At 66.7% G+C, this 23,570-nt stretch carries 23 protein-coding genes; 7 read left to right on the top strand and 16 right to left on the bottom strand.

The genetic code is table 11. From position 1 onward, the window contains the following. Window positions 1–25: 25 nt before the first annotated feature. From H8M03_RS10935 to H8M03_RS10900, 8 genes are all read right to left on the bottom strand, one after another. Window positions 26–3,622, bottom strand: coding sequence for an ABC transporter permease/M1 family aminopeptidase (locus tag H8M03_RS10935; protein ID WP_187479463.1), 3,597 nt, complete (start codon window positions 3,620–3,622; stop codon window positions 26–28). A 14-nt stretch (window positions 3,623–3,636) separates the two neighbouring features. Beyond that, window positions 3,637–4,512, bottom strand: coding sequence for an ABC transporter ATP-binding protein (locus tag H8M03_RS10930; protein WP_187479462.1), 876 nt, complete (start codon window positions 4,510–4,512; stop codon window positions 3,637–3,639). Between the two features lie 107 nt (window positions 4,513–4,619). Beyond that, the gene (gene panB / locus H8M03_RS10925) at window positions 4,620–5,489 is read right to left on the bottom strand and encodes a 3-methyl-2-oxobutanoate hydroxymethyltransferase (protein WP_187479461.1); all 870 of its coding nucleotides are present in this window, start codon (window positions 5,487–5,489) and stop codon (window positions 4,620–4,622) included. 40 nt (window positions 5,490–5,529) lie between these two features. Next, entirely contained in the window at window positions 5,530–5,973 is a 444-nt protein-coding gene (locus tag H8M03_RS10920) for a TIGR02588 family protein (RefSeq protein ID WP_187479460.1), read from the bottom strand. A gap of 9 nt (window positions 5,974–5,982) precedes the next feature. Then, window positions 5,983–6,825, bottom strand: a complete 843-nt coding sequence (locus H8M03_RS10915) for a TIGR02587 family membrane protein (protein WP_187479459.1) — start codon at window positions 6,823–6,825, stop codon at window positions 5,983–5,985. Between the two features lie 14 nt (window positions 6,826–6,839). Next, window positions 6,840–7,274, bottom strand: a complete 435-nt coding sequence (locus tag H8M03_RS10910; protein ID WP_187479458.1) for a hypothetical protein — start codon at window positions 7,272–7,274, stop codon at window positions 6,840–6,842. Between the two features lie 67 nt (window positions 7,275–7,341). Beyond that, the gene (gene dmeF / locus H8M03_RS10905; protein ID WP_187479457.1) at window positions 7,342–8,280 is read right to left on the bottom strand and encodes a CDF family Co(II)/Ni(II) efflux transporter DmeF; all 939 of its coding nucleotides are present in this window, start codon (window positions 8,278–8,280) and stop codon (window positions 7,342–7,344) included. A 32-nt stretch (window positions 8,281–8,312) separates the two neighbouring features. Beyond that, complete coding sequence (locus tag H8M03_RS10900; protein ID WP_187479456.1) at window positions 8,313–8,891, bottom strand: L,D-transpeptidase family protein; 579 nt, start codon at window positions 8,889–8,891, stop codon at window positions 8,313–8,315. A 141-nt stretch (window positions 8,892–9,032) separates the two neighbouring features. Here H8M03_RS10900 and H8M03_RS10895 point away from each other — a divergent pair, with 141 nt between their 5' ends. Beyond that, a complete protein-coding gene (locus H8M03_RS10895; protein WP_246448866.1) occupies window positions 9,033–9,293 on the top strand; it encodes a glutaredoxin family protein in 261 nt (86 codons plus the stop codon). Between the two features lie 45 nt (window positions 9,294–9,338). Here the strand turns inward: H8M03_RS10895 and guaA are convergent, their stop codons facing one another. The 7 genes from guaA to rpsM all read right to left on the bottom strand — a co-directional run bounded on the left by guaA (window position 9,339) and on the right by rpsM (window position 15,253). After that, window positions 9,339–10,910 (bottom strand): glutamine-hydrolyzing GMP synthase, encoded by a 1,572-nt coding sequence (guaA, locus tag H8M03_RS10890; protein WP_187479455.1) that lies wholly within the window; start codon window positions 10,908–10,910, stop codon window positions 9,339–9,341. Window positions 10,911–10,953: 43 nt separating this feature from the next. Further along, the gene (locus tag H8M03_RS10885; RefSeq protein WP_187479454.1) at window positions 10,954–11,943 is read right to left on the bottom strand and encodes an LLM class flavin-dependent oxidoreductase; all 990 of its coding nucleotides are present in this window, start codon (window positions 11,941–11,943) and stop codon (window positions 10,954–10,956) included. A 97-nt stretch (window positions 11,944–12,040) separates the two neighbouring features. Further along, complete coding sequence (locus tag H8M03_RS10880; RefSeq protein ID WP_187479453.1) at window positions 12,041–12,577, bottom strand: hypothetical protein; 537 nt, start codon at window positions 12,575–12,577, stop codon at window positions 12,041–12,043. A gap of 172 nt (window positions 12,578–12,749) precedes the next feature. Next, window positions 12,750–13,169, bottom strand: coding sequence for a 50S ribosomal protein L17 (gene rplQ / locus H8M03_RS10875; protein WP_187479452.1), 420 nt, complete (start codon window positions 13,167–13,169; stop codon window positions 12,750–12,752). 92 nt (window positions 13,170–13,261) lie between these two features. Then, a complete protein-coding gene (locus H8M03_RS10870; RefSeq protein ID WP_187479451.1) occupies window positions 13,262–14,332 on the bottom strand; it encodes a DNA-directed RNA polymerase subunit alpha in 1,071 nt (356 codons plus the stop codon). A 90-nt stretch (window positions 14,333–14,422) separates the two neighbouring features. Next, complete coding sequence (rpsK, locus tag H8M03_RS10865) at window positions 14,423–14,812, bottom strand: 30S ribosomal protein S11 (RefSeq protein ID WP_187479450.1); 390 nt, start codon at window positions 14,810–14,812, stop codon at window positions 14,423–14,425. 72 nt (window positions 14,813–14,884) lie between these two features. After that, window positions 14,885–15,253 carry a 30S ribosomal protein S13 gene (gene rpsM / locus H8M03_RS10860; protein WP_187479449.1) on the bottom strand — a complete coding sequence of 123 codons (369 nt, stop codon included), beginning with the start codon at window positions 15,251–15,253 and terminating at the stop codon, window positions 14,885–14,887. 272 nt (window positions 15,254–15,525) lie between these two features. Between rpsM and H8M03_RS10855 the strand changes: the two genes are divergently transcribed. Then, window positions 15,526–16,458, top strand: coding sequence for a bifunctional riboflavin kinase/FAD synthetase (locus H8M03_RS10855; RefSeq protein WP_187479448.1), 933 nt, complete (start codon window positions 15,526–15,528; stop codon window positions 16,456–16,458). A 252-nt stretch (window positions 16,459–16,710) separates the two neighbouring features. Here H8M03_RS10855 and H8M03_RS10850 read toward each other — a convergent pair whose 3' ends face one another. After that, window positions 16,711–17,313, bottom strand: a complete 603-nt coding sequence (locus H8M03_RS10850; protein WP_187479447.1) for a PAS domain-containing protein — start codon at window positions 17,311–17,313, stop codon at window positions 16,711–16,713. A 138-nt stretch (window positions 17,314–17,451) separates the two neighbouring features. Here H8M03_RS10850 and H8M03_RS10845 point away from each other — a divergent pair, with 138 nt between their 5' ends. Genes H8M03_RS10845 through H8M03_RS10825 form a run of 5 tightly spaced genes read left to right on the top strand, consistent with a single transcriptional unit; the run spans window position 17,452 to window position 23,525 of the window. Continuing rightward, entirely contained in the window at window positions 17,452–17,826 is a 375-nt protein-coding gene (locus H8M03_RS10845; RefSeq protein WP_187479446.1) for a response regulator transcription factor, read from the top strand. After that, a complete protein-coding gene (locus H8M03_RS10840; RefSeq protein ID WP_187479445.1) occupies window positions 17,823–18,923 on the top strand; it encodes a YaiO family outer membrane beta-barrel protein in 1,101 nt (366 codons plus the stop codon). The genes H8M03_RS10845 and H8M03_RS10840 overlap by 4 nt, the downstream gene beginning before the upstream one ends. Beyond that, a complete protein-coding gene (locus tag H8M03_RS10835; RefSeq protein ID WP_187479444.1) occupies window positions 18,920–19,948 on the top strand; it encodes a HEAT repeat domain-containing protein in 1,029 nt (342 codons plus the stop codon). Before H8M03_RS10840 ends, H8M03_RS10835 begins: the two co-directional genes overlap by 4 nt. Beyond that, on the top strand, window positions 19,945–21,363 hold the full coding sequence (locus tag H8M03_RS10830) for a glycosyltransferase family 2 protein (RefSeq protein ID WP_187481085.1): 1,419 nt from the start codon (window positions 19,945–19,947) through the stop codon (window positions 21,361–21,363). The genes H8M03_RS10835 and H8M03_RS10830 overlap by 4 nt, the downstream gene beginning before the upstream one ends. Beyond that, window positions 21,360–23,525, top strand: a complete 2,166-nt coding sequence (locus H8M03_RS10825; RefSeq protein WP_187479443.1) for an ATP-binding protein — start codon at window positions 21,360–21,362, stop codon at window positions 23,523–23,525. Before H8M03_RS10830 ends, H8M03_RS10825 begins: the two co-directional genes overlap by 4 nt. Window positions 23,526–23,570: the final 45 nt, after the last annotated feature.

Genomic DNA, 23,570 nt, shown 5'->3' with positions numbered 1-23,570 from the left:
TTGTGGCGCGAAAGGCAAAGGGCGCTTAGTTGGCCGTGACGTCCTTCACGTTATCGTCGCCGTTGCGGTCGATGTAGAAATTGTACGGGTCGATCCCTGCAAACTCCGGCTTCCTCGCCGACGTGACGACGATCTTCTGGGTCCCGCTGCGGACCGGTTCGCGCGCCATGGCGATGACGTCCGAGCGGGAAAATTCGCCCAGTCCCGGCCGCTTGGTGAACAGCCCGATCTCGACCGGTTCGGCCAGCCTGGCCTTGCGCTCGTCGCCCTTGCCGTCGGCATAATATTTATCCGCCGCGACGGTCAGCGTGGTCGTCCACACGTTGCCCGTCTTGCGCGTTGTCGCGTCCTGCACCTTGAAGTCGAACAAGGTGATCTTCTCGAACAGGTCGGTGATCAGCTGCTGCTGTTCGGGAGTCCGCGCCTCCTTGCGGAATTCGGCGATCAGGTCGGTCGACCGCAGATAGGGCGCGCCCTTGAAGCGGAAGCGGGCATTGAACCGCGCCAGCGCGCGATTGACCGCCGCTTCGCCCAGCCGTTCCTGCAGCAGGTACATGGCCACCGCGCCCTTGCGATAATGGACATAGCCCTGGTTCTCGACCCGGTAGAGCGGCAGTTCCTCGACCGCCTCGCCCTTGCGGCCGGCAAGATAGAGGTCGAGCTCATATTTGAGGAAGCGGCGGATCTTGTCGGGTCCGTAGAGGCGCTTCATCACCATCAGCGCCGAATATTGCGCCAGCGTCTCGCTGGTTACCGTACCGCCCTGCATGTTCGCGCCGATCACCTGGTGCGCCCAATATTGGTGCGCGATCTCGTGCGCGACGACATAGGTGGTGAAGTCGATCTTCTCGGGGTCGTTGGTGTTGGCGTTGAAGCCGATGGTTTCCGAATAGGGCATCGTCCCGGCAAAGGCCTGGGCGAAGCTGGCATAGCCCGGAAACTCGATGATCCGCGCATAATCGAACTGGTACGGCCCGAAGTTCGCCCGGTAATAATCGAGCGCCGCGCCCATCGCGCGCAGCATCTTGGGCACGTTCCAGTCGTGGCCCGCGATGTAGAAAACCGACAGTTCGATGCCGTTATGGACCTCGCGCGCGACCTTGTAGTCGGCCGACTGGATCGAGAAGAAGTTGAGGATCGGCGCCGGGCTGACGAACCGCGCGGTGCGCCGCTTGCCCTTTACCGTATCCGACACGCGGTTGCCCGGGGCGATCGGCGTCTGGCCGGCATCGGTCGTCACCGTGATGTCGGAATTGACCCAGTCGGCGCCGACATAGTTGCGCCCGGTCGCCGACATGTCCTCGAGCTTGGCAGGGCGCAGTTCCGCCGGAAGCCCCTGGCGGCGGCGCTGGGTGCGGTCGCTAAGCAGGTTCTGCTGGCTCATCCCGATTACCGGGGCGAAGGCGGCATTGTTGATGAAGGTGCCGTTCTCGACGATCGCGGTGTCCGGCGAGGTGGCCTTGAAGCCGCGGTTCCAAAGCTGCGAGCGGAACTTCAGTTCGGTCGTCGCCCCCGGCGCCAGCGGCGTGTCGAAGCGATAGATGCGATACCCGAACTCGTCGTCGTCGGAGACCAGCCGCGCGCCGGCCAGCTCGAGCGACGTGAATTCGACGTCGGGCACCAGCTTGCGGACATGCACGTCGCGCAGCGGCGCGCCGGTCCGGTTGGTCAGCCGGTACAGACCGTCGACGACCATCCTGCGCTCGCCGGGATACAGGTCGACGGCCAGCTTCACGTCCGTCACCGTCGGCTGCGGCATCTTCTCGTACTTCAGATATTTGCGCTCGTAATCGGCGGCGAATTTCTCCGCCTCGTCGCTGGTCTGATACCGGTTGAGAACCTTGATGTTGTAATAGGCATAGGCCCCCGTCGCCATCATCGCGGCGGCCGCTCCGGCCAGCAACAGCGCCGGCACGCCGGCAATGTTGCGCCGCATGCGCCGCGCCCGGACGCGCAGCGACAGGTCGGTGCCGCGCGGCCACAGCAGATGCGCGACAATGGTCAGGATCAGGGCAAACAGCGCCCAGTACAACTGCATCACCGCCGCGCCCTTCCAGAACCCCGCCGCACCGTTGAAATCGCTAAGCGGGACCGCCGGCGTGGTGCCGTAATTATAAAGCGGGTTGGAATAGCCCATGTTGGACAGGAAGATCGTCCCGACGAACCAGATGAACATGATCGCCCAGCCGACATATTTGTTGGGGCTGAGCACTTGCGCGAAGACGGCAAGCACCGCGATCAGCAGCCCGTCGATCGCCGCCGGAATGATGAACCAGGCGACATAATCGCCCAGCCCCAGCGAACGGGCGCCCATCACCGCCTGGTAGAACAGGCCGGTGACCATGCCGGCGACGTTGATCGCAAGCAGGACGACGAAGATGGCGGCGATCTTCGGCACCGTCATCACCCAAGCCGGGACCGGCGTCGAATCGAGGATCTCGTTGAGCTTGCGCTCGCGCTCGCGCCACACCAGCTCGCCGCCATAGAAGACCGCGACCATGACCAGGATCGCGCCCATGCCGCTGCGCACCGTGCTGATCGTCGCCGACAGCGTCGGATAGTCGCTGGTTCCGTAGCTCGACTTGCCGAGCCACAGGGCCGCGGCCGTATTGCCGATCCCGAACAGCATCAGGACGATCAGGCCGGGGCTGGTCAGCACCTGCCGGATCTCGACCCGCATGCGGGTCATCAGCTGCGTCCAGCGGGACGATTCCTGGTCGCGCGCGATGACCGTCCCGCCGCCCAGCGCCGGCGGCACTTGCGACAGCCGGGCGGTGCGCGCCTCGCGCTTTTCCAGCCGGCGCAGCTTGCGCTTCGATGGCGCGCGTTCGGCCATCGAGAAGCGCCAGACGGTTAACGCCAGGAACAGCAGGCCAAGGACGATCGCGTAGATCCGGTTGAACAGCAGGATGCCGCCGAGATCGACCAGCCGGCTGTTCATTTCCGCCTGCGTCCAATAGCGGGTCGCTTCGCGCAGCGCGCCATTGCCCAGCGGCTCCCAGCGCGCGAACGCCTCGCGATATTCGATCTTCTGCCCGACCAGGCTGGTGGTCACGAGATAGCCCATCACCAGCAGCACCGCGCCGATGTAGGACGCCATCATCGACCGCAGGGTCGTCGCCAGCGCGAACAGGATCGCGCTGGTCAGGAAGATGTTGGGGATCGCGAAGACCAGGAAATTCCAGGTGTAATAGGACAGCTTCTGCGGCCCCACCGTTTCCGGGTCGACCCACGGCATCATCGATCCCACCGCGATGCCCAGCGGCACCGCGAGATAGCCGAGCCACGCGACGGTCACGCCGCCCAGGAAGCGGCCGATGACGATCTGCGTCTTGGTCACCGACGTCGCGCGGACGATGGGCGCGAACCCACTGGTATCGTCGCGGACGATGGCGTTGGCGACAAAAGCGGTGACCACGAACAGATAGAATATTGTCAGCACCGTGGTCGTGATGGCGATCGTGTAGGGCGCATTTTCATGCACTGCGCCGGGCGAGCCGAGCGACAGGTTCTCGCTGGCGCTGATGCCGAACCCGATGAGGAAGAACAGGGCTACCGCGACCCAGAAGACCGGGTTCTTCAGCTGGTAGCGGATTTCGAAGCGGGTGATGCCCAACAGCATGGCGCTTGCTCCGCTCAGGCCGCGCGGCGGAGCGTGGACAGGGTCGAGAAATAAACGTCCTCAAGCCCGCCTTCGACCGGTTCGAACCCCGCCGGCTGCGTGTCCGACATCACGTGGATGATGGTGTTGCCGGCGAACAGCCGGGTCGAAATCACCTCGTGGCTCTGCTGGAAGCTTTCCAGCTCGCCATGGTCGATGACCTTCTTCCACACCTTGCCGCGGGTCGACGCGATCAGTTCTCCAGGGCTGCCTTCGATCTGCACCCGGCCGTTGGCGAGTACCGCCATGCGCGGGCACAGGTCGGCAACATCGTCGACGATGTGGGTCGACAGGATGACGACGACATTGTCGCCGATCGCCACGAGCAGATTGAGGAAGCGGTTGCGTTCTTCGGGGTCGAGGCCCGCGGTGGGCTCGTCGACGATGATCAGTTCGGGGTTGCCGATCAGCGCCTGGGCAATGCCGAACCGCTGCCGCATGCCGCCGGAAAAACCGGCGATATTCTTGTCGCGCACCGCCCACAGGTTGACCTGGTTGAGCAGGGTTTCGACCACCGACTTGCGTTCCGACTTGCCGGTAATGCCCTTGAGCACCGCGACCTGGTCCAGCATCGAATAGGCCGACACGCGCGGATAGACGCCGAAATCCTGCGGCAGATAGCCCAGCGTCCGGCGCAGCTTTTCCGGTTCAGCGATGACGTCGATGGCGCCGAACGTGATCGTTCCGGCGGTCGGCTCCTGCAGCGTCGCAATCGTCCGCATCAGCGTCGACTTGCCCGCCCCGTTGGGGCCCAGCAGGCCGTACATGCCCCGCGGGATCGACAGGGTGACGTCATCGAGCGCCACCGTGCCGTTCGGATAAGTGTGCGAAAGATTTGCGATTTCGAGCATGTTTCCCCCCGGAATGATGCGTATCGATTACGCCCCGGCCCGTGTCGCCACAACCGCCCCCGACCCCTTTCCGACCAACGGCAGGCCGGGGTCGACGGACCGGTCGCCTACGTCTTCGGACGATAGGTTTCGTCGGCGGACGGGAAGCTGCGGTCGCGCACTTCGCCGGCATAGCGCTCCGCCGCCGCGCCGATTTCGCTGGCAAGGTCGGCGTAGCGCTTCACGAATCGCGGCGTGCGTTCGAACAGGCCGAGCATGTCTTCGGTGACCAGCACCTGCCCGTCGCACCGGGCCGAGGCGCCGATGCCGATGACCGGCACGCCAACCCCCTTGGCGACCCGCGTCGCAATGTCCTCCAGCACGCCTTCGACGACCAGGCAGAAGGCGCCGGCATCGACCACGGCGCGGGCATCGGCGAGGATCTTGTACACTTCCTCGTCCTTGCGGCCGCGGACGCCGTAACCGCCAAGCACGTTGACCGCCTGCGGCGTCAGCCCGACGTGGCCAATCACCGGAATACCGCGGTTGGAAAGGAATTCGATGGTCGGCGCCATCGCTTCCCCGCCTTCCAGCTTGACAGCCGCGCAGCCGGTTTCCTTGAGAATATGGGCGGCGTTTTCGAACGCGTCCTCGGGCGAAGCTTCGTAGCTGCCGAACGGCATGTCGACGCCGACCAGCGCGTGCCAGCTGCCGCGCACCACCGCGGCGCCGTGCGCGCACATCATGTCGAGCGTGACGGGGATGGTCGACGGCAGGCCGTAGATCACCTGGCCAAGGCTATCGCCGACCAGCAACATGTCGCAATGCGGGTCGAGCAGTTGCGCCATCCGCATGGTGTAGGCGGTGAGCATGACGATCGGCTGTTCGGTCGTGCCGTCGACCTTGCGGGCGCGGATCGACGGGACGGTGGTGCGCTTGCCCGGCACCGGCGACGGGGTCGCCCGGCTGGTGTCGGTATCGATCGTGACCTTGGACATGGCGCGATGCTCTAGCGGGGGGAGCGGCTCGCCGCCAGTCTTAGGGGTTCTGGTAACCGGTGACCCGCAACTCCAGCCGGTAATGGCGCGGGTCGCGGATGAATAGCATCCCGCCCTTGCGCGTCGATTTTCCAGGCACGTAGTCGAATGTCGCGCTGCTGGTTTCGATATCTCGCTCGCCCGACTTCAGCGCGGCTTCGATAGTGACCGCCGCAGCCGTACGGTCCGACGTATTTTCAACCTCGATCTCGATCAGATGCGCATCGCTGCTGCGCTCGGCGCTAACCGGCCGGACCGACAGCAGCGGCGGCGACGTCTCGCCGCGCAAACCTTCAATGGCAAGAAAGGCGAACGTGCCGAGGATCAGGATCAACCCGAGCCCGGCGGCCACCCATTCGAGCACGGGTATCGCCGACGTGACGTCGTTGCGGTTGCCGCCCGGCTTGGCCCTGGTGCGGGGCTTGCTGCTGGTCTTGCGTGCCATCGCGCCCTCTTAAATGATCAGCCGCGCGATTGCCGCACCGATGGCCCCGGGGAAAGCGACGACCGCCACCATCCCCACGACATGCGCCATCCCGGTGTCCTGCACGCGGCCGAAGGTCCACAGCAGGTACAGGCAGACGATTGCGGCGACCGCATAACCGACGACGCTGAACCGGAAGAAGACGCTCCAGAAGTTCAACGGGCCGTCGGGCCGCTCCGATCCTTTCAGTCCGATCGTGTAGACCAAGGTATGGAGCAACAGCAGGGAGGCCAGCATCAGCAGGATCGACAGCCACGGCGTCATCCGAAAGGAAATGAGGATCATTTCTTCGGTCGGGGCGACGTTGAACGCGAAAAACAGTGCGCCCGCGGCCATCAGGAAAATCTGGCCCGAATAGGTTTTGCGGACCTTTTCGTCGCCCTCGCTCGACGTGCGGCCAAGCTGCTTGCTGCCAAGCATCGCGCCAAAGCTTGCCGGCACCGATTCGATGGCGATTTTGCCGACCAGTTCGGACGCCGGCATGCCGACCTTGACGATGCCGAGCAGCCACAGGATCACCGCCGACCAGATGAAGGCGACGGCGTAAGCAGAAAAGGCGTCCATCACGTCGTCCCCCCAGCCGCCGGTCGCTTCAAAGCCCGACACGCGCGACATGCCGACCAGCATCGCCAGGTTCAGCAGCAGGAACTGGAACAGCATTCCGGGCGGCAGGTAAAAGCCCAGCATCCACATCTCCATCGTCATCAGGAGCGGGAGGCTGAAGAGGATGGCGCCGGCCAGGCCGCGGCCCAGCGCACGCAGGTATTTCAGGTTCGCGCGTGGCGTCGCATCCGTTCGGGAGACCAGCCACATGGGTGCGGCCGGCCCTAGCGCAGCCAGCCGCGCTGCGCCGAATGGCGCGCGAACCAGAAAATCGTCCAGACGATGATGGTGACGACGATGGCCACCGCGATGTCGTTGGCGGTGATGGCATTGGCCACCGCGGGCACCGCGAACAGCGGGATGAAGCTGACGACCGTCGCGACCAGCGACGCCAGCAGCAACGGCTGCGCCAACTTGCGCCGGAGCAGCAGCAACAGGGCGCCGGCCAGACCCACCCACACCGCGATCGCGGACGCGGCGATGGCCCACAGCGGCTGCGCCTCGATCGCCGTGCGCTGGTCAAGCGGCAGCGACGCCGGGTCGGCGGTCACGATCATCAGGTAATTGGCGCAGCCCAGCAGCATGAACAGCAGCGAGGCGATTGCCGCGGCCATGTACCAGCGTGCGACCGGCTGCGGCGCGTACGGATCGTCGGACATCAGGCACCCTCCCCATTTCCTGCGGGCGCGACCTTAGCGGCTGGTGCGCGCACCGCCAGCGCGCTTTTCAACGCGGGCGCCGGTCGTCGGCGGCCTTTTCCACCGTCAGGTGGGCGAAGCGGCGGATGCCGAGCACGCGCGCCCGCAGCTGCTCTGCCGTCGCGTCGCCGCAGGCGGATATGATCGCCGCATGGGCGCCGGGCCCGACGCGCCACACGTGCAGGTCGGTGACGGTCGCGTCGCCGTCCAGCTCGACCGCCGCCTTGATCCGGTCGAGCAGGTCCCGGTCGGCGGTGTCGAGCAGCACCGCCGCGGTCTGCCGCATCAGCGTCAGCGACCAGCGGGCGATGACCAGCGACGCGACGATCGCCACCGCCGGGTCGAGCCACAGCCAGCCGAGGAAGCGCCCGGACACGAGGGCGGCAATGGCCGCGACCGAGGTCAGTGCGTCGGCCAGCACGTGCAGGTAGGCGGCGCGCAGGTTCTGGTCATGATCGTGGTCGTGGTGATGACCGTGGCCGTGCGCATGGTCGTGGCCATGGTCATGACCCTGCCCAAGCATCAGCGCGCTGACGATATTGACCAGCAGGCCGACGACGGCGACGACGATCGCGTCGATGAAATCGACCGCCACCGGGTCGAGCAGGCGCATCACCGATTCGACCGCGATGCCGATAGCGAAAATGCCCAGGATCACCGCCGAGCCGAACCCGGCGAGGTCGCCGACCTTGCCGGTGCCGAAGGTGAAGCGCGGATTACCGCTGTGCCGCTTGGCGTACCAGTAAGCGCCGGCCGCGATGGACAGGGCGCCGGCGTGGGTCGCCATGTGGAAGCCGTCGGCCAGCAGGGCCATCGATCCCGTCGCCCAGCCGGCGGCGATTTCCGCGACCATCATCACCGCGGTCAGCGCGACGACCCAGCGGGTGCGCCGCGCATTGCGGTCGTGCGACTTGCCGAGGAAGTCGTGGCCGCTGGCCAGCTCTTCGAGTTCGTAGCGGGTCGCCATGCCCGCACCCTACCCTGATGGGCGGGCCGGCGTCAGCCCTCGATGATGACTTCCGTGCCGACCTTGGTCACGCCGAACACGTTCTTGGCGAATTCGAGCGGCAAGCGGACGCAGCCGTGGCTGGCCGGATATCCCGGGATCTTGCCGGCGTGAAAGGCGATGCCCTTTTCGTCGTACATCTGCATGTAGGGCATCGGCGCATTGTCATATTTGCGGCTGAAGCCCTTCACCTGCTTGCGGAACACCTTCCACAGCCCAAGCGGGGTTTCCTTGCCCTTCTTGCCGCTGGAAATGGTCGACACGCCGACCAGCCGGTCCGCGCGATAGACGTAGAAACGCTGCTGCAGCAGGTCGACCACGACCTTCGCCTCGCCGGTCTTGGGCGCGTCCGCCGCCCAGCGATATTCGCCGGGCTTGAGCGTCAGCGGGCCAAAGGCCGCGGCCGCGTCCTTATACGCCTTGGGCGCGTTGCCGTGGGTCCAGCGGTACGGCAGCTCCTGCGCGGCGGCGGGCACTTGCGGCGCCTGGGCTACCGGGCGGGGACCGGTCGAACAGCCGGCGAGCAGGGCCGCGGTCACGGCGGCGGCGGCAAGATTGCGAAACATCGTCATGGGCCGGGGAACAGCCCAAGCCGCGCGCCGCGTCAATATGACGGTAAACGCGAATTTAGCGGTTAACCGCGAAAAACCGAAAGGCGTGGAACCCACGCCACGGCGCCGCGCTCTATCCTTCAAGAACAAGGAGATATTTTCGTGGCCCAGTCCGTCGTCCTCTACCGCATGATCTTGCCCGACCACACCTGCCCTTACGGCGTCCGCTCGAAAGAGATGCTGGACAGCGAAGGCATCGAATTCGAGGACAATATCCTTGAAAGCCGCGAGCAGACCGACGCGTTCAAGGAGGAACATGGCGTGTCCACGACCCCGCAGCTGTTCGTCGACGGCGAACGCATCGGCGGCAGCACCGAGGTCGAACAGTGGATCAAAAGCCGGACCGAAGTCGCCCCGGAATAATGGTCGGGTAGCGATGAACGCTGTCGCCTCAGACAGCCTGTCGCGTCACTCCCATTCGATCGTGCCGGGGGGTTTCGACGTATAGTCGTAGACCACCCGGTTGATCCCCTGCACTTCGTTGACGATGCGCGTCGCCACGCGGCTGAGGAAGGCGCTGTCGAACGGATAGACGTCGGCGGTCATGCCATCGACGCTGGTCACCGCGCGCAGGCCGCAGACGTAATCGTACGTGCGATAATCGCCCATCACCCCGACCGTGCGCACCGGCAACAGCACCGCGAACGCCTGCCAGATGGCGTCATACAGCCCGGCGTTGCGGATTTCCTCGAGATAGACGGCGTCCGCCTTGCGCAGGATGTCGCACTTGTCCTTGGTCACTTCGCCCGGGATGCGGATCGCCAGGCCCGGTCCGGGGAAGGGATGCCGGCCAACGAAAATGTCGGGCAGGCCAAGCTCACGGCCAAGGTCGCGCACCTCGTCCTTGAACAGTTCGCGCAGCGGCTCGACCAGTTGCATGTTCATCCGCTCGGGCAGGCCGCCGACATTGTGGTGGCTCTTGATCGTCACGCTCGGCCCGCCGGTGAAGCTGACGCTCTCGATCACGTCGGGGTACAGCGTGCCCTGGGCCAGGAAATCCGCCCCGCCGATCCGTTTCGCTTCTTCCTCGAACACGTCGATGAAGGTCTTGCCGATGAACTTGCGCTTCTTTTCGGGATCGGCCTCGCCGGCGAGGCCGCCGAGGAAGCGCTCCTCCGCGTCGACCACCACCAGCGGGATATTGTAATGGTCGCGGAACATGGTCTCGACCTGCGCGCGCTCGTTCAGCCGCAACAGGCCGTGGTCGACGAACACGCAGGTCAGCTGCTCGCCGATCGCCTCGTGGATCAGGATCGCCGCGACCGATGAATCGACGCCGCCGGACAAGCCGCAGATGACTTTGCCGTCCCCGACCTGCTGGCGGATGTCGGCGATCTTCTGCTCGCGATAGGCGGCCATGGTCCAGTCGCCGGCGCAACCGCAGACGCGGGTGACGAAATTGGCCAGCAGCTTGCCGCCGTCAGGCGTGTGCACCACTTCCGGATGGAACTGGGTGCCGTAATATTTGCGCTCCTCGTTGGCGATGACCGCGAACGGCGCGCCGTCCGACACCGCGACGATGCGGAAACCGGGCGCAAACTCGGTGACCTTGTCGCCGTGGCTCATCCACACCTGGTGCCGTTCGCCGACCTGCCACAGGCCCTCGAACAGCGCGCATTCCTCGGTGATGGTGATGAAGGCGCGGCCGAACTCGCCGTCCCATTCGCCGTCCTTGCCCGGCTCGACGCGCCCGCCGAGCTGGTGGCTCATCACCTGCTGGCCATAGCAGATGCCAAGGATCGGCAGGCCGCTGTCGTACAGCTTGGCCGGCGCGCGCGGGCTGCCTTCTTCGGGCACGCCGGCGGGCGACCCGGAAAAGATGATGCCGCGGGGCTTCAGCCGCTCGAACGCCTCCTCGGCCTGGGTGAACGGCGCGATTTCGCTGTACACGCCGGCTTCGCGCACGCGGCGCGCGATCAGCTGGGTGACCTGGCTGCCGAAGTCGACGATAAGGATGGTGTCTGCGGGCTGGACCGTCATGCGAGGCGGATAGCCATTTGGGCCGACGTGTAAAGCGTGGGCCTCAATCGGCGCGCCCGAGCACCGCCCCGGCCAGCAGTTCGTAGGACCGCAGCCGCTTCGCCGGATCGAAGATCTGCGACGTGACGATCAGCTCGTCCGCCCCCGTACGCTGCACGAAGGCGTCGACGGCGTCGCGCGCCATCTCCGGCGTGCCGATCGCGGAACAGGACAATACGCTGTCGAGGATCGCCCGGGCCTGCATCGGCAGTCCGTCGGCAAAGCCCGCCTGCGGCGGCGGCAGCTGTACCGGCTGGCCGGTGCGCAGCGCGACGAACGCTTGCTGGATCGACGTCGACAGCAACTCCGCCTCTTCCGCCGAATCGGCGACGAAGGCGTTGAAGCCCAGCATCACATAAGGCTCGGCCAGTTGCTTCGATGGCTGGAACCGCTGGCGATAAACGTCGATCGCCTGCATCATCATCTGCGGCGCGAAGTGCGAGGCGAAGGCGTACGGCAGGCCGAGCGCGGCGGCGAGCTGCGCGCCGAACAGGCTGGACCCGAGGATGTAGATCGGGATGTCCAGCCCCTCGCCCGGGATGGCGCGGACCCGGCCGTTCTCCCCGGTGAAATAGCGCATCAGTTCGACGACATCGTTGGGAAACTGGTTCTCGTCGGTCGTCATGCTCCGGCGCATCGCATAAGCGGCGGCCTGGTCGGTGCCCGGCGCCCGGCCAAGGCCAAGGTCGATGCGGCCGGGAAACAGCGATTCCAGCGTGCCGAACTGTTCGGCGATGACCAGCGGCGCATGGTTGGGCAGCATGACCCCGCCCGACCCGATACGGATCGTGGCGGTGCGCGACCCGACATAGGCCAGCGCCACCGCCGTCGCCGCGCTGGCGATGCCCGGCATCGAATGATGCTCCGCCATCCAGTATCGGGTGAAGCCCAGCCGTTCGGCGGTGGCGGCGAGGTCGGCGGCGCTGCGCAGCGCTTCGCCGGCATTACTGCCTTGCGGGATCGGCGCCAGGTCGAGGACGGAAAGTTTCACCATGAAACCCAAATGGGCCGCGCCGGCAGCCATTCAATAGGCAAAAGAAAAGGCGCCGGAACGCTGTCCCGGCGCCTTCCCTGATTTCAACCGCTGCAGGTTAGCGGCGGTTGATGTCGATGTCGCGGATGTAGCCGCGGTAATCGATGTCGCACTTGAACGACAGGTCGGCGCGCGGCTGCGCGTAACCATAGGCGTTCGCGCCATAAGCGCCGTACCCATAGGCACCGTAGCCGTTATAGGCCGACGCGCCGCTGGACGCGTAGCCACGGACCCGCAGCGTCGTCGCCGAGCGCTGCTCGACGCGCGTGATGCCGAGGATCTGGGCATTGCCGTAACCGCCGGTGTTATAGCCGTAGCCGTACGGGCTGTACGACGCGCGGTTCTGGTAGCTCAGCCGCTGTTGCACGGCATTGGCGCACTGGTTGACCGCGGTCTGCGGGTTGGCGGCGGCGACCCGGTTGTAGCCGAAGTTGCCGTAGGGGTTCAGGATCGACTGAAGCACCTGCCCGATGACGTTGGTGGAATAGCCATACTGGCCGTAACCCGGGAAAATCTGCGCGGAAGCCGGAGCTGCCGTGCCGACAAGGGCGGCAACGCCTGCCGCACCGATAGCAATCGTCTTGATAGCCTTCATGGCCATTCTCCTTCACATTCTCATTCGTCAGCTAAACGAACCGAGGCATGGGAAGGTTTTACGGACTCGTGCGTGCACCCGCCCTGAATGCGGCGGTTCGGCGCTGTTCAGGAACGGTTCGGCGCGAATAAACGCCGGATTTACAGAAAAGGCCGGAAATCCGGCCGCCCGGTCAGGCGGCCTGGAAATCTCCCTCGGTCATCACCGGGCCCGAATCCTGGCCCTTGGCGGACACGTCGCGGTCGACGAATTCGATGATCGCGATCGGCGCCGCATCGCTCATGCGGATGCCGGCCTTGACGATCCGGGTGTATCCGCCGTTGCGGCCTTCGTAGCGCGGGCCGATGACGTCGAACAGCTTGCGCTCCTGCGCTTCGTCCATGATCCGCGAATGCGCGATCCGGCGGTTCGACAGGCCGCCCTTCTTCGCCAGCGTCACCAGTTTCTCGACGTAGGGCCGAAGCTCCTTCGCCTTGGCGGTGGTGGTGGTGATCTGCTCGTGCTTGATCAGCGCGGCCGCCATGTTGCGGAACAGGGCCGCACGGTGGCTGGAAGTACGCTGCAGCTTACGATGGCCAACGCGATGGCGCATGTCTCATTCTCCGTTCGTCAGGAGCCCGTGTGAGGTAGCTCCGGCCGGGCCGCACTTTGACAGGGGCGGCGGCCCAAAACCCGATAGGCTGGTTAGCCGAGCAGTTCCTGCTCAAGCTTCTTGGCCATTTCCTCGATGTTTTCCGGCGGCCATCCGGGGATGTCCATGCCGAGGCGCAGGCCCATCGAGGCGAGCACTTCCTTGATCTCGTTGAGCGACTTGCGGCCGAAGTTCGGCGTGCGCAGCATCTCGGCTTCGGTCTTCTGAACGAGGTCGCCGATGTAGATGATGTTGTCGTTCTTGAGGCAGTTGGCGCTGCGCACCGACAGCTCCAGCTCGTCGACCTTCTTGAGCAGGTAGCGGTTGAGCTGGTTGGTGTCGGCGGGCGACGCTTCCGCGGCCATCGCCGGCTGCCCGATCATCGCCGGCTGGGCCGAACGGACCTGGCTGTCGTCGAAGTGGACGAACAGCTGCAGCTGGTCCTGGAGGATGCGGGCCGCATAAGCGATCGCGTCTTCCGGGGTGACGGTGCCGTCGGTCTCGATGGTCAGCGTGAGCTTGTCATAGTCCAGCTCCTGCCCGACGCGGGTATTCTCGACCTTGTAGGCGACCTGGCGCACCGGCGAATATAGCGCGTCGACCGGGATGATCCCGATCGGGGCGTCGGCCGGGCGGTTGGCGGCGGCAGGCTGATAGCCTTTGCCGATGTCCGCGGTCAGCTCCATGTTGAGCGTCGCGCCATCGTCGAGGTGGCAGATGACGAGGTCGGGGTTGGTGACCTCCATGTCGCCCGAGGTGGCGATCATGCCGGCGGTGACTTCGGCCGGGCCGGTCGCCGAAAGCTGCAGCCGCTTGGGGCCTTCGCCTTCCATCTTGAGCGCGATCTGCTTCACGTTGAGCACGATGTCGGTGACGTCCTCGCGAACGCCCGGAAGCGAGCTGAATTCGTGCAGCGCACCTTCGATCTTGATCGAGGTGACGGCCGCGCCCTGCAGCGACGACAGCAGCACCCGCCGCAGCGAGTTGCCGAGCGTCATGCCGAAGCCGCGCTCCAGCGGTTCGGCGATGAAGGTCGCGCGGCGGCGGCTGTCGCCACCGGCCTGCTTCTTCTCAAGCCCGTTGGGCTTCTTCAGTTCCTGCCAGTTCTTCGCGTTGACGGCCATCTGATATCCCTGCCTCTTGGCGGAGCGTCCCCCGCCTTTTCAAAACTTGTACCGCCGCCGGGAAAAATCCCGCCGGCACGGCTTGGCCTGTTAGACCCGCCGGCGCTTGCTCGGGCGAACGCCGTTGTGCGGGATCGGCGTCACGTCGCGGATCGACGTGATCGTGAAACCGACCGCCTGCAGCGCGCGGAGCGCGCTTTCGCGACCGGATCCGGGTCCCTTGACCTCGACCTCGAGCGTGCGGACGCCGTGGTCGGCGGCTTTCTTGCCCGCGTCTTCCGCCGCGACCTGCGCGGCATAGGGCGTCGACTTGCGGCTGCCCTTGAAGCCCATCATCCCGGCGCTCGACCAGGCAATCGCATTGCCCTGCGCATCGGTGATGGTGATCATCGTGTTGTTGAAGCTGGCGTTCACATGGGCGACGCCGGCCGTGATATTCTTGCGTTCCCGCCGACGAAGGCGCTGCGGTGCTTGAGCCATGGTCCTAAATCCTGTTCGAAACTGCTGACGTTGGGGTGGAGAAGAGGGTCGCTGACGCCACTCGGGCGCCGGTTACTTCTTCTTCCCAGCGATCGGCTTGGCCTTGCCCTTGCGAGTGCGCGCATTGGTGTGCGTGCGCTGGCCGCGGACCGGAAGGCCCTTGCGGTGGCGAAGCCCGCGATAGCAGGCGAGGTCCATGAGCCGCTTGATGTTCATCGCAGTTTCGCGACGAAGATCGCCCTCGACCGTCTGGTCCTGGTCGATCGCTTCACGAATGTGCAGCACTTCCTGGTCGGACAGGTCCTGGACGCGCTTTTCCCGGGGGATGCCCAGTTTCTCGACAATGTCCTTGGCCGTGGTGCGGCCGATTCCGTGAATATAGGTCAGCGCGATTTCGACGCGCTTGTTCGATGGGATGTTGACGCCGGCGATACGTGCCATTCTAGATCCTTTTTAAGCTCCACAGGGCGCCGGGCTTCCCGCGTTTCCTGGCCAAACCGGTCGAAACCGGCCCCTGGCCACCCGCGAAAACGACGCCCTATCTCGTCGCTACATTGGCACCCGCTCCAAACGAAAAACCGACGCACGCACGAATGCGCCGCCGGAAACCGGTTGATCGGGATAGACGCCATGTAGGATTTGCCCCCTGCGGAGTCAAGCTGCGCGGGGGACGAGATTGCCCAGCGGCCCGGCCGCCGATACAGCGCCGGGCGATGCAGCGCCTTGCCTCCGACCAGCCACTGCCTGACAGCCTGCGCGGAGCGGTCCTGGCGCTGGGCAATTTCGACGGCTTCCACCTTGGTCACCAGGCGGTCGTCAATCGGGCGATCTCGCTTGGCTTCCACAAGCGCGCGCCGGTCATCGTCGCGACCTTCGACCCCCATCCGGTGCACCATTTCAAGCCCGACGCCCCGCCCTTCCGGCTGACCACGCTGGACCAGCGCGAACGCCTGTTCGCCCACGCCGGCGCGGACGCGATGCTGGTCTTCGCGTTCGACGAGGCCCTGGCCGCGACGGGCGCGGACGACTTCGTATCCGGCGTGCTGGCCGGCCGCTTCGGCCTTGCCGGGGTCGTCACCGGCACAGACTTCACCTTCGGCCGCGGCCGGTCGGGCAATGCCGACAGCCTGCGCACCCTGGGCCGCGCCCACGGCATCGACGCCGAAGCGGTGCCGCCGGTGATGGTCGGCGGCCAGCCGGTCTCATCGAGCCGGATTCGCGATGCTCTGGCGGCGGGCGACCCGGCAACCGCAACGCGCCTGCTGACCCGTCCCTTCTCCATCGAAGGCACCGTCGAGCGCGGCGACGCGCGCGGCCGCGAACTGGGCTATCCGACCGCCAACCTGTCGCTCGGCGGCTACCAGCGCCCGGCCTACGGCATCTATGCCGTTCGCGTCCGCCTCGACGACGGCAGCGAGCATGACGGCGTCGCCAACCTCGGCGTCCGGCCGATGTTCGAACCGGCCCGCGAATTGCTCGAAGTCTTCATCTTCGACTGGTCCGGCGACCTCTACGACCGCGTGCTGGAGGTCGACGTCATCGCCTTCCTGCGCGGCGAGCAAAAGTTCGACGGCCTCGACGCGCTGGTCGCGCAAATGCGCGAGGATGAGGCGCAGGCCCGCCGCCTGCTCGCCCTGCCCCAATAGAAACGGCGGCCGGGGGGTGCCGGCCGCCGCCTTTCACGATAGCCGGCAAGGGCCCTCGCGTCGCGTCCCGATGCAGTCGAAGGGTTGCGCCGGCCGCCTTGGGTAACAGGCTTGCGACCGGCGCACGGACGCGGACATCAGGAGGGTCAGCGCGCCCGTTGTCCCGAAGACGGACGATTGCAGTCTCGTGATTACGCCCGCGGCCCCGCGCGCTCCATATGGACTTTGGACGGCACCCCCGGCGCCGCGGGCCTAGAGGCCGGCTTCCACCGCGATGCGGATGGCGTCGGCCGACGTCGCCACGCCCAGTTGCTCAAGCAGCAGGGCGCGATGCATCTTGACCGTCTTCTCGCTGATTTTCAGCTCCCACGCGATCTGCTTGTTGAGCAGGCCGCGCGACATCATTTCCAGCACTTGCCGGCGCCGGTCGGGCAGCGCCTTGACCCGCGCCACCGCCTGCGCCCGGCGCGCGGCGAACAGGGGCGCCGCCTCGTCGCCCAGGTCGACCTGCGATCCCAGGAACCAGTTGAGGTTGCCGTCCTCCCCGAACAAGGGCGACACCAGCACGCCGTTGCGAAACGGCGTCCCGTCGCGGCGATAATTGAGGATATCGACCAGCACCGGCCGGCGCGTGCGGATGGCGCTGCGCAACTGGTCGGTGACCCACGGCTCCGTCCCGTCGCCGGCAAGGAAGCGGCAATTGCGGCCCAGGATCTCGGCCTCGCGATAGCCGGTCAGCTCGCAAAAGGCGGTGTTGACTACCTCCAGCGGATTGTCCGGCTGGCGCGGATTGCTGACGACGGTCGCGATCGGGCTTAGCCCGATGCTTTCGAGGAGCTGCTCGTCGCCGGTCATCGGGCCAACCTAATCGCTCCGCGCGAGAAGTGCGAGATGCCTGTCCAACACGGACTTTCTCCCTATCCGAAGTTACTTGAGGGCGCGGCTTGGCCCGCCTAAGTCGGCTGGGCGGCGCGGTGCTTGCGTGGGGATCCGGTGACCAAGACAGTCCTAGTGTGCGATGACGACGCCCTGCTGGTCGATATCGTCCGCTTCCGGCTGACGTCGCGCGGCTACGATGTTGATGTCGCCAGCGACGGCGGCGACGCGCTGGCGCGGATCGAGGCGCGGCGCCCCGACGCGATCGTGCTCGATTCGATGATGCCGGTGATGGACGGGATGCAGCTGCTCCGCCGGCTGCAGGAAAATGCCGACACGCGCGACATCCCGGTGATGATGCTCAGCGCCCGCAAGCAGGAAGCGGACGTGGTCGGCGCGCTCGCGCTCGGCGCCAGCGATTACATGGTCAAGCCGTTCAGCCCCGAAGAACTGGTCGCCCGCCTCACCCGCCTGCTGGAACAGGCCGAATGACAACCTTCCGGCTGCTTGCAGCGCTGGCCGCTTTTGCCCTGCCCGCTGCCGCCGTCGCCGAAGCCCCCGGCGCCTACGATCGCGGGGTCGAGGCGCGGCTTGCCGGGCGCACCGCCGAAGCCGTCGACCTCCTCGGCCAGGCCGCCTCGGCGGAGCCGGCCAACGCCGATGCGCAGCTGCAATACGGCCTCGCATTGCTGGCCGCCGACCGGCTCGACGACGCCGAGCGCGCGTTGCGCGCGGCGCTGGCCATCGCACCCGGCTATGACGATGCCCGGATTGCGCTTGCCCGCCTTTACGACCGGCGCGGCGACCGCACCGCGGCGCTGGCCGAACTGGCGCCGGTCGGCCCGTCGAACAGCGACGCCGCCGCGCTGCGCACGCACCTGTCCGGCGAGGCCGCCACCGTGCCTGCTTACCGCTGGCAGGCCGATTTCGACGCCAGCTACAGCGACCTCGATGGGGCCAGCGATTGGCAGGATTTCGCGCTGCGGATCGCCGGCTGGGCCAGTCCGGCGACGCGGATCGGCATCGGGCTGGAACAGTCGCACCGTTTCGGACGCGATGACACTTATGGCGAAGTGCGCGTCGAACAGCGCGTCGGCGACCAGGCAACGCTGTGGCTGTACGCCGGGGGCACCCCCGACGCCGACTTCCGCCCGCGCTGGCAGGTTGGCGGCGGCGGCGCGTTCAAGCTGTCGCAGGGACCGTCGGCCACGGTGGCGACGATCGAGGCGCGCCATTCGCGCTATCCCACCGGCAATGTCGACATGATCAGCCCCGGCCTCGAACAATATCTGCCCGGCGGCCACTGGCTGACCGCGCGGATGATCAACGTGGTCGAAGGCGGCCAGTGGCGCACCGGCTGGCTGGCGCGCGCCGACGTGATGGCCGCGCCGCGGCTGCGCCTGTTCGGTGGCCTATCCGACGCACCCGACGTCACCGAAGGCGTGGTCGTCGACACCTTTGCGGTGTTCGGCGGCGCGGCCTTCGACGTGACCGACCGGGTCAACCTGCGCCTGTCCGTCAACCGGGAGGACCGTCAGGGCAGCGCCGACCGGCTGGAGGTCGCGACGGGCCTGGGCCTGCGTTTTTGACCAGTCTCGAGACCCTGTGGCTGGTGTCGCTGGCGATGGCCGGCGTGTCGCTGGGCATCATGGTCCTGCTGCTCATCGCCCGGCTGATTACCGCCGGCCTCACCCGGCGGCGGCTGGCGGAGCGCGACCGGCTTGTGCCCCTGCTGCTGGGCGACGATGCCGGCGGTCCCGCGCCTGACTTCAATCGCAAGCTGCTGACGACGCTTGCCGTCGAGCTGATCGAACTGGTGCGCGGAGCAGAACGCGACCGGCTGGTCGCCGCAGCGACCGCGATGGGCGTGCCCGAACGCCTGCGCCACCAGCTGGACAGCGGGTCGCCGCGAGTCCGCCTGGCCGCGGCCGAGGCGCTGGCGCAATTCGCCGACGACAAGAGCATCGCGCGGCTGCGCGCGGCGCTCCAGGACCGCAACAGCAGCGTGCGCATCGCCGCCGCATTGTCGCTCGCCGCGACCGGCCAGACGCCGCCGGCATCGGAACTGGTCTACAAGCTGGGCATCGGCAGCACCGAAAATTCGCTGCTCGCCGCGTCGCTGTTCCGCGACGTGGCGGAACGGCGGCCGGAAGAATTGAAGGCGTTGCTGGTCGATCCCGCCATTCCCGCGGGCGCCAAGGCGGCGATCATCGAATCCCTCTCCGCGTCCGCCGACTACACGCTCGTCCCGCTGATCGTCAGTTTGGTCGGGGAAGAAGACAATCCCCGCCACCTGACCCGCTACCTGCGTGCGCTCGGCGCCTTCGGTCATCCGGCGGCGGAGCCGGCCATTCGCCGAGCGCTGGAAAACCCGCATTGGGAAGTGCGCGGCGCGGCCGCCCGAGCGGCCGGGCGGATCGGCCTTACCGGGCTGGCGCCCAACCTGCGCCGGCGGCTCGGCGACAGCGAATGGTGGGTCCGCTTCCGCTCGGCCGAGGCGCTGACCCTGTTCGGTCCGGCCGGCGAGGCGATCCTGCGCGACGTCGCCGCGTCGGACAGCGAACCCGGGCGGACGGCGGCGACCAAGATTCTGGCCGAGCGGAACCTGCATTGATCGTCTGGCAGGACTGGGTCCGCGAACTGGCGGAAGGGATCGCCATCCTGGTCATCGTCACCGGGCTGCTCCAGGCCGGCTTCTATATCGTCCAGCTGGTCTATGCCGCCGTCGCGCTGGGCACCCGGCCGCCGATCGCGCGTGCCTCGATCCTGTGGCGCCGTTATGCGGAGGAAGCGCCGCCGATCGCCGTCCTCGCCCCGGCCTACAATGAGGAAGTCACCATCGTCGAAAGCGTCAATTCGCTGCTGGCGCTGCACTATCCCGACTTCGAAGTGATCGTCATCAACGACGGGTCGGGCGACCGCACGCTGGACACGGTGGTCGAACATTTCGGGCTGGAAAAGGTCGAACGCTATCATGACGAGCGCGTCCGGCACGCGCCGATCCGCGGCCTCTACGCCTCGCCCAAACTGCCGCGGTTGCTGGTCATCGACAAGGAAAACGGCGGCAAGTCGGATGCCCTCAACGCCGGCATTAATGTCGCGCGCATGCCGATCTTCTGTTCGATCGACGCCGACAGCCTGCTCGAACCGGAAGCCCTGCTGCGCGCCGTCCGCCCGTTCGTCGAGGACCCGGTGCGAACGATCGCGGTCGGCGGGACGGTGCGGATCGCCAACGGTTCGCGCATCGCCGCCGGGCGCGTGTCCGACGTGCGCCTGCCGACCAACTGGCTCGCGCTGATCCAGATCATGGAATATCTGCGCGCCTTCCTGATGGCCCGGCTGGCGCTCAGCACGATGCGCACCCTGACCGTCATCTCCGGCGCCTTCGGCCTGTTCCAGCGTCGGGCGGTGATCGACGTCGGCGGCTATTCGCACGGCACCGTCGGCGAGGACATGGAACTGGTGGTCAAGCTGCATCGGCTGATGCGCGACCGGAAGGAGGACTATCGAGTCCACTTCATCCCCGAGCCGGTGTGCTGGACCGAGGTCCCGGAAGATCTCACCATTCTCGGCCGCCAGCGCGCGCGGTGGCAGCGCGGATCGCTGGAAACCTTTTCCCGGCACAAGGGCATGCTGTTCAACCCGCGCTACGGCCGCGTCGGTTTCGTCGGCTTCGGCAACATCCTGCTGGTCGACGTGCTCGGCCCGCTGGTCGAAGGGCTGGGCTATATACTGGTGCCGGGCCTGTGGGCGCTCGGCATCCTGTCGGTCGATTATCTGCTCGCCTTCCTCGCGGTGACCTTCACGCTCGGCATCTTCGTCAGCGTCGCCACCCTGATCCTCGAGGAAATCGAGCTGCGCCGTTTCCCGCGCGCCCGCGACCTCACCGTTCTGACCGTCGTCGCGGTGGCCGAGAATTTCGGCTTCCGCCAGCTGGCCAACTTGTGGCGGCTGCGCGGCTGGTGGCAATTTCTTCGCAAGAAACAGGGCTGGGGCAAGATGACGCGCAAGGGATTCGCCACCGCATGAGCGACCTCGCCGTACCGCCGGAGACCCCGGTCGCCCGCTTCCCCATCCGCATCATCACGGCGGGCGTGGTGGCGATGCTGATCATCGCCATCGCGTCGGCCGTCACCACCTGGGCGGTGGGCGAGCGGATCCGCTTCATCGGCCGCTCGCAGGTCGAGGTGATCAACGCCAGCGAACGGCTGCAGCGCCAGAACGAGCTGCTGCAATTGCTCGCCGACGTCGCCATTTCCACCGGCGAGCCGCGCTACGCCCGGCGCTACGACCGGCTGCGCATCGACGTCGCCGAAACCGCCAGCCACCTCGAGGAATCGATCCAGCTGCCGGAAAACCGCGACGCCTTCTCGCTGATCGAGAACGCGCAGGACGGGATCACCGAAGTCGAGCGCAGCGCGGTCCGCGCCGCCCTTGCCGGCCGCCGTGCCGAGGCGCGCACGATCCTCGCCTCCAGCGACTACGAACAGCGCCTGGCCGAATCGCAGAAATTGCTGTCCGACATCCAGAACCGCTCGCGCGCCTTCGTGACCGCGTCGCGCGCGCAGACCGACAGCTATCTGAAGCTCAACTTCTTCGTCAGCCTGTTCGCGCTGATCGTCATCGGCATCGCCTGGGGTTTCCTCGTCCGCCCGGCGCGCGCCTGGGGCCGTGCGCTCCAGCAGGCGCAGCGCGCCGCCGAGGACGCCGCCCGCGCCAAGAGCGACTTCCTCGCGGTCATGAGCCACGAGATCCGCACCCCGCTCAACGGCATCATCGGCTTCGCCGACCTGCTGCTCGACAGCAAGTCGCTGAAAACCGGCGACCGCCATTATGTCGAGCTGATCGAGGACGCCGGCACGATGCTCCTGACGGTGGTCAACGACCTGCTCGATTTTTCGAAGATCGAGGCCGGCAAGATCGAATTGTCGCCCGAGCCCTTCGCGATCGAGATGATGGTCGACAACAGCGTGTCGATCGTCCGCGGCACCGCCGACGCCAAGGCGCTCGACCTGCGCGTCGACCTCGATGCCCGACTGGCGACCTATTACCTCGGCGATTCCGACCGCATCCGGCAGGTGCTGCTGAACCTGCTCAACAACGCGGTGAAGTTCACCTCGACCGGCTCGGTCGTGCTCAACGTCGCGCTGCGCGCCTCCGCCGACGGCGCCGACCGCATCCGCTTTTCGGTCACCGACACCGGCGAGGGCATCGAGACCGCGCAGCAGGCGCAGCTGTTCCAGCCCTTCGTCCAGGCCGAAGCCTCGATCACCCGCCGCTTCGGCGGCACCGGGCTGGGGCTGAGCATTTCCAAGCGGCTGGTCGAGCAGATGGGCGGCGAGATCGACTTCACCAGCGCCCTCGGCCGCGGCTCCTGCTTCTGGTTCGACCTGACCCTGCCGCGCACGACGGAGCCCGAATTCCAGTCGGCGCACGAGCCGGTCGCGGCCAGCCGCCCGGCCGCCATCCTCGTCGCCGAGGACCTGCCGATGAACCAGGAACTGGCCCGCGCCGTGATCGAGCGCGGCGGCCATCCGGTCGACATCGCCCGCGACGGGGTGGAGGCGGTGCGCGCGGTCCAGGACAAGGCCTACGACCTTGTGCTGATGGATATCCAGATGCCCAACATGGACGGGATCAGCGCGACCCGAGCGATCCGCGCGCTCGACCCGCCCGCGCGCGACATCCCCATCCTGGCGATGACCGCCAACGTATTGCCCGAACAGGTCCGCGAATTCCTCGCCGCGGGCATGAACGGCCACGTCGCCAAGCCCATCCGCCAGCGCGAGCTTCATTCGGCCATCGCCGCGGTGATTGCCGGCCGCGCCGCCGTCGCCGCCCCCGCGGCGGACGCCTCGCAGGCGATCTTCGACGACGATATTTTTTCCGGCGTGCTCGAATCGCTCCCCCCGGCCTCGCTCGAGAAGCATCTCGACGCGCTGCAGGCGCAGATCGACGCCGTGGTCGCCGCCGCGCCGGGCGATGCGGGGCTGGAAGCGACCGCCCACAAGATCGTCTCGCAGGCCGGCATGCTTGGCCTGCCGCGCCTGTCGCAGGCGGCGCGCGAGGTCGAGACCGCGGCCCGCGACGGCACCGACGCCGGGCCCGCGCTGGACGCCTTCCGAACCGCGTCCGGCGACCTGGAAAGCGCGCTCCGCCCGCGCCTCGCGGCCGCGAAGAAGGACGGATGACGCAAGCGCGCCATTTGCATTCCCGCAACCGCCCGCTAGAGCCGC

Source organism: Sphingomonas sabuli (assembly GCF_014352855.1).
GTDB classification, from domain to species: Bacteria; Pseudomonadota; Alphaproteobacteria; order Sphingomonadales; family Sphingomonadaceae; genus Sphingomicrobium; species Sphingomicrobium sabuli.
Note: the sequence above shows the minus strand (reverse complement) of the source record. Positions and strands in the feature narration are given on the sequence as shown.

Coding starts and splice junctions, on each gene's coding strand:
- H8M03_RS10870 (WP_187479451.1), bottom strand. CDS start 14,332: ATGGCCGTCAACGCGAAGAACTGGCAGGAACTGAAGAAGCCCAACGGG.
- H8M03_RS10900 (WP_187479456.1), bottom strand. CDS start 8,891: ATGACGATGTTTCGCAATCTTGCCGCCGCCGCCGTGACCGCGGCCCTG.
- rpsK (WP_187479450.1), bottom strand. CDS start 14,812: ATGGCTCAAGCACCGCAGCGCCTTCGTCGGCGGGAACGCAAGAATATC.
- H8M03_RS10920 (WP_187479460.1), bottom strand. CDS start 5,973: ATGGCACGCAAGACCAGCAGCAAGCCCCGCACCAGGGCCAAGCCGGGC.
- H8M03_RS10880 (WP_187479453.1), bottom strand. CDS start 12,577: ATGAAGGCTATCAAGACGATTGCTATCGGTGCGGCAGGCGTTGCCGCC.
- H8M03_RS10885 (WP_187479454.1), bottom strand. CDS start 11,943: ATGGTGAAACTTTCCGTCCTCGACCTGGCGCCGATCCCGCAAGGCAGT.
- H8M03_RS10855 (WP_187479448.1), top strand. CDS start 15,526: ATGCAGCGCCTTGCCTCCGACCAGCCACTGCCTGACAGCCTGCGCGGA.
- H8M03_RS10840 (WP_187479445.1), top strand. CDS start 17,823: ATGACAACCTTCCGGCTGCTTGCAGCGCTGGCCGCTTTTGCCCTGCCC.
- rplQ (WP_187479452.1), bottom strand. CDS start 13,169: ATGCGCCATCGCGTTGGCCATCGTAAGCTGCAGCGTACTTCCAGCCAC.
- H8M03_RS10850 (WP_187479447.1), bottom strand. CDS start 17,313: ATGACCGGCGACGAGCAGCTCCTCGAAAGCATCGGGCTAAGCCCGATC.
- H8M03_RS10910 (WP_187479458.1), bottom strand. CDS start 7,274: ATGTCCGACGATCCGTACGCGCCGCAGCCGGTCGCACGCTGGTACATG.
- H8M03_RS10825 (WP_187479443.1), top strand. CDS start 21,360: ATGAGCGACCTCGCCGTACCGCCGGAGACCCCGGTCGCCCGCTTCCCC.
- H8M03_RS10935 (WP_187479463.1), bottom strand. CDS start 3,622: ATGCTGTTGGGCATCACCCGCTTCGAAATCCGCTACCAGCTGAAGAAC.
- panB (WP_187479461.1), bottom strand. CDS start 5,489: ATGTCCAAGGTCACGATCGATACCGACACCAGCCGGGCGACCCCGTCG.
- H8M03_RS10930 (WP_187479462.1), bottom strand. CDS start 4,512: ATGCTCGAAATCGCAAATCTTTCGCACACTTATCCGAACGGCACGGTG.
- dmeF (WP_187479457.1), bottom strand. CDS start 8,280: ATGGCGACCCGCTACGAACTCGAAGAGCTGGCCAGCGGCCACGACTTC.
- rpsM (WP_187479449.1), bottom strand. CDS start 15,253: ATGGCACGTATCGCCGGCGTCAACATCCCATCGAACAAGCGCGTCGAA.
- H8M03_RS10915 (WP_187479459.1), bottom strand. CDS start 6,825: ATGTGGCTGGTCTCCCGAACGGATGCGACGCCACGCGCGAACCTGAAA.
- guaA (WP_187479455.1), bottom strand. CDS start 10,910: ATGACGGTCCAGCCCGCAGACACCATCCTTATCGTCGACTTCGGCAGC.